Below are 14,050 nucleotides of genomic sequence, written 5' to 3'. Positions count from 1 at the left end.
CGTCATCGACTGCACCGACACCGGAGCATCCCCACCCACCGCCACCGACCCGACCTGGATCTTGCGGCTGACCCGGCGGTCGGCGAGCTTGGTCGGAATGGACGGCATTCCCAGTGAAATCGCGGTCATCTGGCGAGCAACCCCAAGGTCTGATTCATGGTCCCGAGATCGGCGGGCTCCGGCCTCCGAGGTTACGGCAAGTGGTCCCTGCGAAGCACATCCCGCCCCAACGGCCACCCGTATACCGGCGGCCGGACACCATCCGCGTCCGGCCGCCACAGGTGGTTCCCGAGGCTCCGCCTCGGCCCGGACAGCCCCTACGTCAGCCGCACCGGATTCACCACGTCCGCGATCAGCACCAGCAGCGTGAAGCAGACGAAGATCCCCGCGACCACATAGGCGACGGGCATCAGCTTGGCCACGTCGAACGGCCCCGGGTCGGGCCGGCGGAAGACCTTGGCGAAGGCGCGCCGTACGGACTCCCACAGCGCCCCGGCGATGTGCCCGCCGTCCAGCGGGAGCAGCGGCAGCATGTTGAACAGGAACAGCGAGAGGTTGAACCCGGCGACCAGGAACAGCATCAGCGCGATCTGCTGGGACGGCGGAATGTCGAGGTTGAAGACCTCGCCGCCGACCCGGGCCGCGCCGACGACGCCCATCGGGGAGTCCGCCTTGCGCTTGCCGCCGTCGAAGGCGGCGTTCCACAGGTCGGGGATCTTGCCGGGCAGCTGCACCAGCGATTCCACGCCGGACTGGACCATGTCGCCCATCCGGTCCACGGACTGGCCGAAGGACTGCTGGACGACCCCGGTGGCGGGTGCGAAGCCGAGGAACCCGGCGGTCACATACTGGCCCTTGATCGGGTTGCCCCTGCTGTCGTACTTCTGGACCTGGTTCTCGATGAGGTTGGCGTGCAGGTCCAGGCGCTTGCCGTCGCGCTCGACGGTGATGGTGGCGGGGCCGGTGGTCTTGCGGATGTCCTCGGAGATCGTCTTCCAGTCCGGGGTGGACGAGCCGTTGAAGGCGACGATCTTGTCTCCGGCCTTCAGCCCGGCCGCGTTGGCCGGGGACTTGGGCGCGTCCTTGGGGCAGGTGTCGGTGTCGGCCGAGGCCTTGACCACACAGGCCTGGACGGAGTGCACCTGGGTGGTCTGGGTGTTGATGCCGAACGACATCAGCACGCCCAGGAAGAGCGCCACGGCGAGCACCAGGTTCATAAAGGGCCCGGCGAACATCACGATCACGCGCTTCCACGGCTTGCGCGTGTAGAAGAGCCGGGACTCGTCGCCGGGCTGGAGCTCCTCGAAGGCCGCGGAGCGGGCGTCCTCGATCATGCCGCGCCAGGGCGAGGTGGAGCGGGCGCTGATCTTTCCGTCCTCGCCGGGCGGGAACATGCCGATCATGCGGATATAGCCGCCGAGCGGGACGGCCTTGATGCCGTACTCGGTGTCGCCCTTCTTCCGGGAGAACAGCGTCGGCCCGAAGCCGACCATGTACTGCGGCACCCGGATGCCGAACATCTTGGCGGTCGACAGGTGGCCGAGCTCATGCCAGGCGATGGAGAAGAGCAGGCCCACCACGAAGACGACTATCCCGAGGACCGTCATCAGTGCCGTCATGCGTGGGCCTCCGAGGTCGTGTGGGCGGTACCGGAAGAGATACCCGCCACCAGTTCGCGGGCCCGGGCGCGGGCCCAGGTCTCCGCCTGCATGACGTCCGGGACCGTGAGGAGGGTTCCCGCGGCGGGGGTGCCGTGCTCCGCCACGACCTCGGCGACGGTGTCCACGATGCCATTGAACGCCAGGTGTCCGGAGAGGAACGCATCGACGCACTCCTCATTGGCGGCGTTGAAGACGGCGGGCGCGGTGCCACCGAGGCCGCCGACGTGCCGGGCGAGCCCGACCGAGGGGAAGGCCTCGGTGTCCAGCGGGAAGAACTCCCAGGTGGAGGCCCGGGACCAGTCGAAGGCGGGGGCCGCGTCCGGCACCCGCTCGGGCCAGCCGAGGCCGATGGCGATGGGGCCGCGCATATCGGGCGGGGTGGCCTGGGCGAGCGTGGAGCCGTCGGTGAACTCCACCATCGAGTGCACGGCGGACTGCGGGTGGACGACGACCTCGATGCGGTCGAAGGGGATGTCGTAGAGCAGGTGCGCCTCGATGACCTCCAGGCCCTTGTTGACCAGGGTCGCCGAGTTGACGGTGATCACCGGGCCCATGGACCAGGTGGGGTGGGCCAGGGCGTCCTCCCGGGTGACGGAGTCCAGCTCGGCCCTGCTGCGGCCGCGGAAGGGGCCGCCGGAGGCGGTCACGATCAGCTTGCGCACTTCGGCGCGGGTGCCGCCCAGCAGGGCCTGGAAGAGCGCGGCGTGCTCGGAGTCGACCGGGATGATCTGCCCGGGCTCGGCCAGCGCCTTGACCAGCGGACCGCCGACGATCAGCGACTCCTTGTTGGCCAGCGCCAGGGTCCGGCCCGCCTCCAGCGCGGCCAGGGTGGGGGCAAGACCGATGGAGCCGGTGATGCCGTTGAGCACGGTGTGACACTCGCTGCGGGCCAGCTCGGTGGCCGCGTCCGGCCCCGCCAGGATCTCGGGCAGCGGCTCGCGCCCGTAGCGCTCGGCCAGCGCCTCGCGCAGCGCGGGCGCCTTGTCCGCCTGCGCCACGGCCACGGCGCGCACCCGCAGCCGGTGCGCCTGCTCGGCGAGCAGCCCGACCCGGCCGCCGGCGGCCGACAGGGCGGTCACCGTGAAGCGCTCGGGGTTGCGGAGCACCAGGTCGATGGCCTGGGTCCCGATCGAACCGGTCGAGCCGAGGATCACGACCGCGCGCCGGCCGGACGGGGCGGAGGGGGCCGAGTAGCGCAACTGCGGGTCAGCGAGGGAGTCCGTCATCCTCCTATTGTTGCCGCACCGCCGGCCGCACCGGACAGGGTGTCCCGGTGGGCCGGTGAACCGGGTGTGCGGCCGGGTCAGCGGATGGGCCGGTGGACGTTGTCAGCCTTGGACGGACCGGGGGTGGCGTCGGCGATCCAGGGGCCGTCGCCGCTGGGATCCAGGATGCCGCTCTCCAGCCACTGATAGGAGCCGGACAGCACTCCGCCGACGACCTTGCGATCAAGGGCGTCGGTGTTGGTCCACAGCCGCCCGAAGAGCTCCTCGACCCGGATCCGCGACTGGCGGCAGAAGGCGTCCGCGAGCTCATACGCCTGGGTGCCGTGCTCGCCCTCGACGCGCAGCCGCTCGGCCCGTACACAGGCGGCGCTCATCGCGAAGAGCTCGGCGCCGATGTCCACGATCCGGCCGAGGAAGCCCTGCTTGGTCTCCAGGCGGCCCTGCCAGCGGGACATGGCGTAGAAGGTGGAGCGGGCCAGCTTGCGCGCCGAACGCTCGGCATAGCGCAGATGGCCGGACAGGTCGCGGTGCCCGGAGGGGTGGAACTCGGCGTAGGAGAGCGGCAGTTGACCGGGCCCGGCGACCAGCTTGGGCAGCCAGCGGGCGTAGAAGCCGCCCGCCTTGGCCCCCGCCCTGGCCTTGTCGCCCAGCGACTTCTCCGGGTCGATGAGGTCGCCCGCGACGGACAGGTGGGCGTCGACCGCCTCCCGGGCGATGAGCAGGTGCATGATCTCGGTGGAACCCTCGAAGATGCGGTTGATGCGGGAGTCGCGCAGCATCTGCTCGGCGGGGACGGCACGTTCGCCCCGGGCGGCGAGCGAGGCGGCGCTCTCATAGCCCCGGCCGCCGCGGATCTGCACCAGTTCGTCGGACATCAGCCAGGCCATCTCGCTGCCGTAGAGCTTGGCCAGCGCCGCCTCGATGCGGATGTCGTTGCGGTTCTCGTCGGCCATCTGGCTGGACAGGTCGAGGACGGCCTCCAGCGCGAAGGTGGTCGCGGCGATGAAGGAGATCTTTGAGCCGACCGCCTCGTGCTCGGCGATGGACTTGCCCCACTGCTCCCGGGCGCCGGACCACTCCCGGGCGATCTTCAGGCACCACTTGCCGCCGGCCACGCACATCGCGGGGATGGACAGCCGGCCGGTGTTGAGCGTGGTCAGCGCGATCTTGAGCCCGGAGCCCTCCGGACCGATCCGGTTGGCCGCGGGCACCCGCACCTGGTGGAAGCGGGTGACACCGTTCTCGATGCCGCGCAGGCCCATGAAGGCGTTGCGGTTCTCGACCGTGACGCCCTCGGCCGCCGCCTCCACCACAAAGGCGGTGATGCCGCCCCGGTGTCCCTCGCTCCTGGGCACCCGGGCCATCACCACCAGCAGGTCGGCGACCACGCCGTTGGTCGTCCACAGCTTGACGCCGTCCAGGATGTAGTCGTCGCCGTCGGGCACCGCGCCGGTGGCCAGCCGGGCCGGGTCGGAGCCGACGTCCGGCTCGGTGAGCAGGAACGCCGAGATGTCGGTCCGGGCGCAGCGGGGCAGGAAGGTCTCCTTCTGCTGCGGGGTGCCGAAGAGCTTGAGCGGCTGGGGCACGCCGATGGACTGGTGCGCGGACAGCAGCGCGCCGACGACCGGGCTGACGGAGCCGACCAGGGTGAGGGCCTTGTTGTAGTAGACCTGGGTGAGGCCCAGGCCGCCGTACTCGGTGTCGATCTTCATGCCGAGGGCGCCGAGCTCCTTGAGCCCGTTGACCGTCTCGTCCGGGATGCGCGCCTCGCGCTCGATGCGGGCGCTGTCGATCCGGGTCTCGCAGAATTCGCGCAGCCTGCCGAGGAACTCCTCGCCGCGCCGCACGTCTTCCGGCTCGGGCGTCGGGTACGGGTGGATGAGGTCGAGCCGGAACCTGCCGAGGAAGAGCTCCTTGGCGAAGCTGGGCTTCTGCCAGCCCTGTTCGCGGGCCGCTTCCGCGACCTGACGGGCTTCGCGCTCGGAGACCGGCCGTACGGATGGTGCGGACATGAGGCACCTCGCCGCTTGGAGTCGGGGCGGTTGTCCCGGTCGCTACCGACCGGTGCTACTCGTCCGTATGTACCCGATCCGTACGGCGTCTACCAGACCCCGCGCAAGGTTGTGGCGAGCGGGGTGTCCCGGAGCACCCCGCTCGCCCAACTCGCCTAGAGATCCAGGCCGGTGAGAACCAGCACCCGCTCGTAGGTGTAGTCGTCCATCGCATAGCGCACGCCCTCGCGGCCCACGCCGGACTGCTTGGCGCCGCCGTAGGGCATCTGGTCCGCGCGGTAGGACGGCACATCGCCGATGATCACGCCGCCGGTCTCCAGCGCGCGGTGGGCACGGAAGGCGCTCTGCAGGTCATGGGTGAAGACGCCCGCCTGCAGGCCGTACGGCGAGTCGTTGACGGCGGCGAAGGCGGCGGCCTCGCCCTCGGCCCGGGTGAGGGTGAGGACCGGTCCGAAGACCTCCTCACCGGCGATGGTCACCCCGGCGGGCACCTCGGCGAGCACGGTCGGGGCGTAGCTCGCGCCGTCCCGCTTGCCGCCGGTGAGCAGCTTCGCGCCCGCCGCGACGGCCTCCTCGACCCAGGACTCGACGCGCTTGGCGGCGTCCTCGCTCACCAGCGGGCCGACATCGGTCGCCGCATCCGACGGGTCGCCCGTCACCTGGGCCTCGACGGCCGCGACGACCTTGGGGACCAGCCGCTCGTACAGCGAGGCGTCGGCGATCACCCGCTGCACCGAGATGCAGGACTGGCCGCCCTGGTAGTTGGAGAACGTCGCGATGCGCTGCGCCGCCCGGTCGAGGTCCGCCTCGGAGGACCAGTCGGCGAGCACCACGGCCGCGCCGTTGCCGCCCAGTTCGAGCGTGATGTGCTTGCGCGGGACGGAGTCGAGGATGGACCAGCCGACGGGGCCGGAGCCGGTGAAGGAGATGACCGGCAGCCGCTCGTCCTGCACCAGGGCGGGCATCCGGTCGTTGGGGACGGGCAGCACGCTCCAGGAACCGGCGGGCAGCTCGGTCTCGGCGAGCAGTTCCCCCAGGACCAGGGAGGAGATCGGGGTCGCCGGGGCAGGCTTGAGGATGATCGGCGCGCCCACCGCGATGGCCGGGGCGACCTTGTGCGCAGCCAGGTTCAGCGGGAAGTTGAACGGCGCGATGCCCAGCACGCTGCCGCGGGGGAAGCGGCGGGTCAGGGCGAGGCGCCCGGTGCCGCCCGGGTCGGTGTCCAGGCGCTGGGCGTCGCCGGCGTTGAACCGGCGGGCCTCCTCGGCGGCGAAGCGGAACACCGAGACGGCGCGGCCGACTTCACCGCGCGCCCACTTGATGGGCTTGCCGTTCTCGGCGGAGATCAGCTCGGCGATCTTCTCGGTGTTCTCGGCCAGCCGCTTCGACACGTGGTCCAGGGCGGCGGCCCGGAGGTGCGCGGGGGTCGCCGCGAACTCCTCGCGCACCGCGTGCGCGGCGGCGACGGCCTCCTCGACCTGCGCCTCGGTGGGCACGCTCACGGTGCCGACGAGCCGGCCGTCCCAGGAGTTCGTGACGTCGAAGGTCTCCTCGCCGGCGGCCTCTCGGCCGGCCAGCCAGAACGCGTGGGGAGCGGTCACAGTCCCGGCCCTTTCGGTGGTGGTGTGATGGTGGGCTCCCCCACGGTAGGGGCCGGGTGGGCGGAGGGCGTTTGTCCGCGGCGGAGCAGTGTGGTGGTGCAGGGTGCCAATGCGGCGGGGTGGGGCGGGAGTCAGGGCGCGCTTGGTGGGTCGGTGCGGGCCGGGCGGCGCGCTGCCGGGCGTGGCGTGGCCTGTGCCGACCCATGAGACGCGCCCTGACCACCGGCCTGGCCACTGGCCTTGAGGGCCAGCCACAGCTCCATGCGGACGTCCGGGTCGTCCAGCGACCGGCCGAGGATCTCCTCGACCCGGCGCATCCGGTAGCGCAGCGTGTGCCGGTGCACGCCGAGGTCCGCGGCGGCCGCGTCCCACTGGCCATGGCGCGAGAGCCAGGCCCGCAGCGAGGCGACCAGGTCGCCGCGCCCGGTCGCGTCGTGCTCGTGGAGTGCTCGCAGCAGCCCGTCCGCGAAGGCCCGCACCGCATCGTCGGCGAGCAGCGGCAGCACCGAACCGGCGGCCACCTCCTCGTGCTCGACCAGCATCCGGCCACGGCGGCGGGCCACCGAAAGGGCCTGCTCGGCCTGGCGGTAGGCGCTCGCCGCGGCGGCGGGACCGGCCGGGGCGGACAGGCCCAGCGCCAGCTCCGGCCCGTCCTCGCCCGGGGTCTCGGCGAGGGCCGCGCACGCCGCGACGGCCGCGCCGCCGTCGGCGGCGAGGACGACCAGCCGGGCACCGTCCGGGACGATCAGCACCGGCTCGGCGGCCCGGCCGGCGGCGGTCTCCACGGTGTCGGCCAGCGCGGCGAGCGGGTCCCCGGCCTCCTGCTCGGCGGCGGCCGGCAGGGCCTCCGCGAGGAGCAGCCGGCAGGGCGCGTCGAGCAGCGAGCCGTACAACTCCCCGGCCACCGCCCGCGCATGGTCCGGCTCACCGGCCAGCAGCATCCGCAGCACCGCCGTCCCCAGCCGCTGCTCCGCGTCCTGCAGGGCGCGGGACCGCTCGGTCGTCAGGGTGAGCAGCGCGATCGCCGAGTGCACGGCATAGCGCTCGGCGGTGCCCAGTGGCGCACCGGTGCCGACGGCGAGCACCCCCCGGGACCGGCGGCCCGAGCCCAGGGACTGCAGCTCGACGCGGTCGGCGCCCTCCTCCGCGGGGCCGACGACCGCGCTCGCGGGGGCGGGCCGGGCCCGCAGCCGTTCGACATCGGCGCCCAGGCGGGCGGCGCGGCGGGCGGCCCAGTCGGGCGCGGCGGCGACCACCGCGCCGGAGGCGTCGTAGAGCGCGGTCCAGCCGCCGAGGTGCGCGGCGAGCCGGGCGAGCAGGGCCACGGGCCCGTCCGCGCCGAGCGCGGCCCGGGTCAGCTCGCGCTGGGCCTCGAACCCCGCCGTCACCGCGCGGTACTGGTCGGCGGCGATGGCCGCCGAGACGGCCTTGCTGATGGCGATGAACGGGGTGCGCCGGGGCACCTCCAGCAGCGGCAGCCCTTCCGCCTCGGCGGCCCGGACGAGCGCGGTGGGCACCTGTTCGTAGTTGACGCCGACGGCGAAGCCGAGCCCGACCACCCCGGCCCGCGCCAGCCTGCGCACATAGGCCCGCATCTCCCCGGGATCCGCCGCGTCGATCTTCAGCGCGGTGATCAGCAGCAGCTCGCCGCCGTCCAGCCAGGGGCCGGGGTCGGCCAGCTCGCTGACGTGGGCCCAGCGGACCGGGGTGTCCAGCCGGTCCCCGCCCGCGAGCACGGTGAGCTTGAGCGCGGAGTGGTGGACGAGCGAGGCGAGCGTCGGGGGCATGGCACCTTCGGGCGGGGCATCGGCGGTGACGGCGCCGTCCCGGGTGAACGGCTGTGACCGATTGTCCCTCACCGGGGCGACCGGCGGGCGATCACTTGAGGAGGTCGATCAGGACCGGCGGTGCGCTCCCCTCCCGCACCGAGGTCACGGACAGCACCGCGTGCCCGGCCGGCACCCCGTGCGCCAGCTCCGAGGCGGACCAGCGCTCCCGCTCCACCCTGCGGACCGTCACCGACTGGGCGGTGGCCGCCCGGCCGGTCACCAGCTGGCGCACGATGTGCAGGGCGCGGGTGAACGGCTCATGGGCGATGATCTGCCGGTCGGTGACAACGCGGGTCTCGACCCACTCCTTGCCCCACACCTCCGCGAAACGGGCACCGTCCCAGGTGGTCACCCCGGAGAACGCCATTCGGCAGCCGACCGAGCCGAGCAAGGGGGTGCGCAGAGTTTCGGGTACGTCATCGAGCGTACGGAGCACCAGCACGGCGCCGGCATTGGCGGAGCGCAGCCGGCCGAGGCCGCGTACGGCGTCGGGGGTGATGGTGTGGGTGGCGTCGTCCAGCACCAGGCAGGCGAACAGCGAACGGTCGGCCCGGCCGGCCACGCACTCCGTGAACTGCGCCAGGACCAGCCGTGCCAGCAGCCGGGACGCCTCGGCGTGGCCGCGCTCGGGCAGGTCGATCCGGACCCGCAGCGGGTGCTCGAGGGTGCGGAGGGAGAAGGTGCGGCCCGGGTCGGTGGTGCTGAAGAAGCGCGCGAAGGCGGGCCGGTCGAGGAGCGCGAGCCGGTCGGCGAGCAGCGGCCCGGGATCGCCGGGGCGCTGTGACTGCCGTTCCCGGGCGTCGAGTTCGCGGAGGTGGGCGTCCTGCCCGGCGGCCTCGAGCGCTGCGCGCAGTGTGCCGAGGGCGGCGGCCGAGCCGTCGAGCAGCTCCCGGAGTTCGGGCACGCCGGGGAAGCGGCCATGGGCCGCGTGGTAGGGGCCGAGGAGCTGGGCCAGCGCGGTCGCGGCCCGGCGGCCGTCGCCGCCGGGGAGGGTGGCGGTCACATCACCGACCAGGCCCTCGGCGAGGATGGCCGCGGCCTCGTCGGGGTCGTCGGTGCCGCCGTACAGGTCGAGGTCGTACGCCGAGTCCGGCCGTCCGATCTTGACCACCACGTCGAAGGCCTCGTCGGGCGCGAGCCCCGCCCCCGCCGCCCCGACCGCGACCACCGCCGCCCGCCCGGCGAGCGCCTGCAGGCACAGCGACTCCAGCACGGGCCGCACCAGCCGGTCCGTCTTGCCGCACCCCGGAGGTCCGACCGCGAGCACCGAGGTGCCGAGCAGCGCCGGGTCGAGGGCACAGCCGACGCCGCGGTGCGCATAGGGGTTGCGCTCCTCGTCGGCGGCGGTGCCGATACGGACCTGGGAGGTGACCAGGTCATGGCGGGCCGAGCGGACGGGCAGATCGCGGGCGCCGGACGGGTGGGCACAGGCGGCGGCCCCGTGCCGCAGCACGGTGTCGGTGAAGGCGGCCAGCCGGGCGGGCTGGGCCCGTACGGACTGCCAGGCGCGCTCGATGCGGGCGTGGTCGACATCGTTCATCAGCCCCGCCCAGGCGTCCGCGGCGAGGCGGTCGGCCGCGTCGTGGGCGCCCAGAGTGCGGAGGTGGGGCCACTGGGCGGGGTCCTCCTGGGGGGTGGAGGGGGCGGGGTCCGGGGAGTTGGGGGTGGGGCGCTGATGGTTTTGGCCGGCTGTGCCGGTGTCGGTTCCGCCGTAGCGGCGGAGGAGTTCGCGCCAGTGGCCCAGGCGGCGGGCCAGGGCCAGGAGGGCGAGGGTGAAGAGGATGTAGTAGGTGTACGAGGCATAGAGCCATGATGTAGCCGACTCCCGCCAGGACTCGGGGGTGAGTTGGAGCAGTGGCCATACCCAGACCTTGCCGAGGGTTCCACTCAGAAGTAGAGGCGTTACCACCAAGACGCCGACGAAGGTGAGCACAGCGCGAGCGATGAGCTGCGGTGCTGGAATCTGTTGCGGGACTACGGGGGTGAAGAATCGGGGGTATTGACTCACGAAAGCCTGCTGAACTGGCGCGGAGGCACGCTTAACCGGTTCTAGCAATCGACTCACGAACCAACGCCCGGCAGGCCCGAGATATCGACGCCAGAGCTCGGGCCACCTGCCGATCCGGCCGAAGAGCGCAGCCAGCACGCTCAGAACAAGAACGAAGTACACATACGACGCAATGATGTACTCCTCGCTGTCCTTGTCCCACGAGTCGGGAATCATCGCCCGCAAAGGCCAGGTCCAATACGGCCCAAGGAACCCATTGGACAGCAACGACCAGAACAGCCACCCGCACAAAAACGCAATAACCGCCCCACTCACCAACTGCCGCCCAGGAACCCGCCCCGGCTCCTCCGGCGGCCTGGGCCGGTGTTCGTAGGCCCAGATGCCCGGCCGGGACATGGTGCGCGAGGCGCGCAGCCAGGCCACGAAGGGCGGCGGTGGGCCTTCGGCCACCGCCTGGCCGGGACCGGCATCGGTGGGCCCCGGCGCCTCCACCGCCCCCATGACCGGGTGCACCGGCACGGCCCGGGGGCGCGGCACATCCGGCGCGCCCGGCACGTCCTGCGCATCCGGCATACCCGCCGCACCCCGCGCCCCGTACGTGCCCTCGGTGTCCATCCGCCGCTCCTCGCCCCGACCAGAAGGTCCGCGTGCTTCGCTCCGCGCCTCAATCTAGTGTCTTCACAGCGGGAGTTCAGCGTCCCCGGCTCGCACGAAGAACGATCGCGGCAGGCCATCACGCCGGGCATCCACGGCTCGGCTATGTCCGGTACGGACAAGGCGACGCGCGCACTTCTCCCGAACGGAACATGCCCGGGCCCGGCCCGCGCCCCTAGCCTGCGACCAAAACAACCCCCCGCCCGACCCCGCACCCCCTGGAGCCCCTCATGACCGAACTGACCGGAGGCCCGTCCCTCCCCCAGGAGCGCCGCGTCGTCACCGCGATCCCCGGCCCCAAGTCGCTGGAGCTCCAGGCTCGCCGCACCGCCACCGTGGCCGGTGGCGTGGGCTCGGTGCTGCCGGTGTTCACCGTGCGCGCGGGCGGCGGTGTGATCGAGGACGTGGACGGCAACTCGCTGATCGACTTCGGCTCGGGCATCGCGGTGACCTCGGTGGGCTCCAGCGCGGAGGCCGTGGTGCGCCGGGCGGCCGCGCAGCTCGCCGACTTCACCCACACCTGTTTCATGGTGACCCCGTACGAGGGCTATGTGGAGGTCTGTGAGCAGCTCGCCGAGCTGACCCCGGGCGATCACGCCAAGAAGTCGGCGCTGTTCAACTCGGGTGCGGAGGCGGTGGAGAACGCGGTGAAGATCGCCCGCGCCCACACCGGACGGCAGGCGGTCGTGGTCTTCGACCACGGCTACCACGGCCGGACCAACCTGACGATGGCGCTCACCGCCAAGAACATGCCGTACAAGCACGGCTTCGGGCCGTTCGCCCCCGAGGTCTACCGGGTGCCGGTGGCCTATGGCTATCGCTGGCCCACCGGCCCGGAGAACTGCGCGGAGGAGGCCGCGGCCCAGGCCATCGACATGATCACCAAGCAGGTCGGGGCGGACAACGTCGCGGCGATCATCATCGAGCCGGTGCTGGGCGAGGGCGGCTTCATCGAGCCCGCCAAGGGCTTCCTGCCGCGCATCGCACAGTTCGCCAAGGACAGCGGCATCGTCTTCGTCGCGGACGAGATCCAGTCCGGCTTCTGCCGCACCGGGCAGTGGTTCGCCTGCGAGGACGAGGGCATCGTCCCGGACCTGATCACCACGGCCAAGGGCATCGCGGGCGGTCTGCCGCTCGCCGCCGTCACCGGCCGCGCGGAGATCATGGACGCGGCGCACCCGGGCGGCCTCGGCGGCACCTATGGCGGCAATCCGGTGGCCTGTGCGGCGGCGCTCGGCTCGATCGAGACCATGCGCGAGCTGGATCTCAACGCCAAGGCCAGGCGCATCGAGGAGGTCATGAAGGGCCGTTTGACCGCGATGCAGGAGAAGTCGGACATCATTGGCGACATCCGCGGCCGGGGCGCGATGATCGCGATCGAACTGGTGGAGCCCGGTACCAAGACCCCCAGCCCGGCCGCCGCCGGGGCGCTCGCCAAGGCCTGCCATGCCGAGGGGCTGCTGGTGCTCACCTGCGGTACCTACGGCAATGTGTTGCGCTTCCTGCCTCCGCTGGTCATCGGCGAGGACCTGCTCAACGAGGGCCTGGACATCATCGAGGCCGCCCTGGCCCGCGTCTGAGCGGCGGGCGGTGGGCGTCGGACGGTGGACGCCGGCCGGTGGTATCCGGCCGACGGGGATCACGACCGGCCGCGATCGCCCATGCGTGCGTGAAGAACCTGTGCGGGGCGGGTGGTGGAGGGGTGATCCGGCTATCGGCAACGTCCGCACTGCCGTACGGTTTTTTCGGATGAGCGCAACACCCGGCCCGCAGGGAACCGCGGGCAGCCCCGAGCCGGTCGGTCCCCAGCGCCGGCCCGGTCGTGCCTTTGTGCACACCATCGGAGCCCTGTGCTCCGGGCATCCTCACCGATCGGACGGCCGCCCGCCCCATACCCCCCGGGGCGCGCGGCACACCGGTCAGCACGGCGGCCCCGGAACCACCCCCCCTGTTCCGGGGTCGCCGACCGCCCGCCTCCGGGCCGCCGCCCTCCCCGCGCTGTGCGCCGCGTTGTTCGCCCTGATCGCCTGGCAGGTGGCCGCGCACGGTCCACTGCGCACCCTGGACGAGCGGCTGGGCCGGACGGTCGCGGGCTCGGCCGTCCCCTCCCCCGTCGCCGGGTTCCTCGCCGACCTCGGCAATGCGGCGGTGGCACTGCCGGTGCTGGCCGCCGCCGTGCTGTGGGCCATGCTCCGCCCCCGGGCACCGGGCCACCGGCTGCGCCCGGTGGCCGCCGCGCTCGCCATGGCGCTGGTGCCCGCGCTGATCGTCCCGCTCAAGGCGTGGATCGCCCGCCCCGGCCCGCCCGCCATGGGGGCCGGCCCGCATGACGGCTTCTTCCCGTCCGGCCATGCCGCCACGGCGGCGGTCGCCTACGGTGCGGTGTTGCTGTTGCTGCTCCCCCGGCCCCGGCTGCCGGTGACGCTCGGCTGTGTCCTGCTCAACGCGGGCGTCGGCATCGGGCTCGTCCGGCGCGGCTACCACTGGCCGTTGGATGTGCTCGGTGCCTGGTGTCTGGCCGCCGTGGTGTTGTGGTGCCTGGCCCGGGTGCTCAGCCCCGCTCCCGGTCCGGGAACGCGGCGGCCTGGTGCATCGCCTGCTCCAGCAGCGCCGGATCGGTGAGCGTCCCGGAGCCGTCGGGCGCCACCAGCCAGCGGAGCCCGACGACGGCCCGCCCCGGATGGGGAACCGCGAGCCAGGTGCCGTGACCGGCGGCCCGTACCCCGGTGGCCACCCAGTGGACGGCAGTGCCCGGGGGCACCAGGAAGGCCGTCCTGGCGCCCTGGGCGTCCGTGAGTACGGGGCCGGGCCGGCCGGTGAGCCGGGTCAGCACGCCCAGCGTGGCATGGCCGAGCCCACCGGGCAGGAAGAGGACGTCCCACACCCGGCCGGCCGGCAGCAGCGTCACCCCCAGCGGGCCGCGCTCCCACTCCCACCGGCACGCTCCGGGGTCGGGCGCGGCCGATGCCAGCCACTCCACCGCGCTCCTCGGCCCCATGCCGTGACCCATGACCGTTCCTCCGTCCGTGTCCGCCGCTGTTGCGTGCACGGATGAAGAG

The 14,050-nt window shown here is 72.8% G+C and carries 9 protein-coding genes and 1 pseudogene; 2 read left to right on the top strand and 8 right to left on the bottom strand.

The window, feature by feature from the left end; translation table 11 throughout:
- The 7 genes and pseudogenes from ABCR83_RS10555 to ABCR83_RS10525 all read right to left on the bottom strand — a co-directional run.
- Positions 1-129 (bottom strand): annotated as a pseudogene (locus ABCR83_RS10555) (flavodoxin-dependent (E)-4-hydroxy-3-methylbut-2-enyl-diphosphate synthase); the annotation flags it as partial.
- A 188-nt stretch (positions 130-317) separates the two neighbouring features.
- A complete protein-coding gene (locus ABCR83_RS10550; RefSeq protein WP_462694626.1) occupies positions 318-1,619 on the bottom strand; it encodes a M50 family metallopeptidase in 1,302 nt (433 codons plus the stop codon).
- Positions 1,616-2,887: a 1-deoxy-D-xylulose-5-phosphate reductoisomerase gene (gene dxr, locus ABCR83_RS10545; protein ID WP_462694625.1), complete on the bottom strand. Its 1,272-nt coding sequence runs from the start codon at positions 2,885-2,887 to the stop codon at positions 1,616-1,618. Before dxr ends, ABCR83_RS10550 begins: the two co-directional genes overlap by 4 nt.
- 77 nt (positions 2,888-2,964) lie before the next feature.
- Positions 2,965-4,899, bottom strand: a complete 1,935-nt coding sequence (locus ABCR83_RS10540) for an acyl-CoA dehydrogenase family protein (protein ID WP_462694624.1) — start codon at positions 4,897-4,899, stop codon at positions 2,965-2,967.
- A 155-nt stretch (positions 4,900-5,054) separates the two neighbouring features.
- Positions 5,055-6,500 carry an aldehyde dehydrogenase family protein gene (locus ABCR83_RS10535; RefSeq protein ID WP_462694623.1) on the bottom strand — a complete coding sequence of 482 codons (1,446 nt, stop codon included), beginning with the start codon at positions 6,498-6,500 and terminating at the stop codon, positions 5,055-5,057.
- A gap of 131 nt (positions 6,501-6,631) precedes the next feature.
- The gene (locus ABCR83_RS10530; RefSeq protein WP_462694622.1) at positions 6,632-8,287 is read right to left on the bottom strand and encodes a PucR family transcriptional regulator; all 1,656 of its coding nucleotides are present in this window, start codon (positions 8,285-8,287) and stop codon (positions 6,632-6,634) included.
- A 91-nt stretch (positions 8,288-8,378) separates the two neighbouring features.
- On the bottom strand, positions 8,379-10,952 hold the full coding sequence (locus ABCR83_RS10525; protein WP_462694621.1) for an ATP/GTP-binding protein: 2,574 nt from the start codon (positions 10,950-10,952) through the stop codon (positions 8,379-8,381).
- 269 nt (positions 10,953-11,221) lie between these two features.
- Here ABCR83_RS10525 and gabT point away from each other — a divergent pair, with 269 nt between their 5' ends.
- Together gabT and ABCR83_RS10515 are read left to right on the top strand one after the other, a co-directional pair.
- Positions 11,222-12,571: a 4-aminobutyrate--2-oxoglutarate transaminase gene (gene gabT / locus ABCR83_RS10520; protein ID WP_462694620.1), complete on the top strand. Its 1,350-nt coding sequence runs from the start codon at positions 11,222-11,224 to the stop codon at positions 12,569-12,571.
- Between the two features lie 169 nt (positions 12,572-12,740).
- Positions 12,741-13,613, top strand: a complete 873-nt coding sequence (locus ABCR83_RS10515; protein ID WP_462694619.1) for a phosphatase PAP2 family protein — start codon at positions 12,741-12,743, stop codon at positions 13,611-13,613.
- Here ABCR83_RS10515 and ABCR83_RS10510 read toward each other — a convergent pair.
- Complete coding sequence (locus ABCR83_RS10510) at positions 13,543-14,001, bottom strand: hypothetical protein (protein WP_462694618.1); 459 nt, start codon at positions 13,999-14,001, stop codon at positions 13,543-13,545. The two genes, ABCR83_RS10515 and ABCR83_RS10510, sit on opposite strands and share 71 nt — an antisense overlap.
- Positions 14,002-14,050: the final 49 nt, after the last annotated feature.

The sequence above is a fragment of the Streptomyces xingningensis genome (genome assembly GCF_054957865.1).
This window is presented reverse-complemented; position numbering and strand designations above follow the sequence as displayed.

What these genes read in the sequence shown, in the direction of transcription:
- gabT (WP_462694620.1), top strand. Translation starts at nt 11,222, where the DNA reads ATGACCGAACTGACCGGAGGCCCGTCCCTCCCCCAGGAGCGCCGCGTC.
- ABCR83_RS10515 (WP_462694619.1), top strand. Translation starts at nt 12,741, where the DNA reads ATGAGCGCAACACCCGGCCCGCAGGGAACCGCGGGCAGCCCCGAGCCG.
- ABCR83_RS10525 (WP_462694621.1), bottom strand. Translation starts at nt 10,952, where the DNA reads ATGGACACCGAGGGCACGTACGGGGCGCGGGGTGCGGCGGGTATGCCG.
- dxr (WP_462694625.1), bottom strand. Translation starts at nt 2,887, where the DNA reads ATGACGGACTCCCTCGCTGACCCGCAGTTGCGCTACTCGGCCCCCTCC.
- ABCR83_RS10530 (WP_462694622.1), bottom strand. Translation starts at nt 8,287, where the DNA reads ATGCCCCCGACGCTCGCCTCGCTCGTCCACCACTCCGCGCTCAAGCTC.
- ABCR83_RS10510 (WP_462694618.1), bottom strand. Translation starts at nt 14,001, where the DNA reads ATGGGTCACGGCATGGGGCCGAGGAGCGCGGTGGAGTGGCTGGCATCG.
- ABCR83_RS10550 (WP_462694626.1), bottom strand. Translation starts at nt 1,619, where the DNA reads ATGACGGCACTGATGACGGTCCTCGGGATAGTCGTCTTCGTGGTGGGC.
- ABCR83_RS10540 (WP_462694624.1), bottom strand. Translation starts at nt 4,899, where the DNA reads ATGTCCGCACCATCCGTACGGCCGGTCTCCGAGCGCGAAGCCCGTCAG.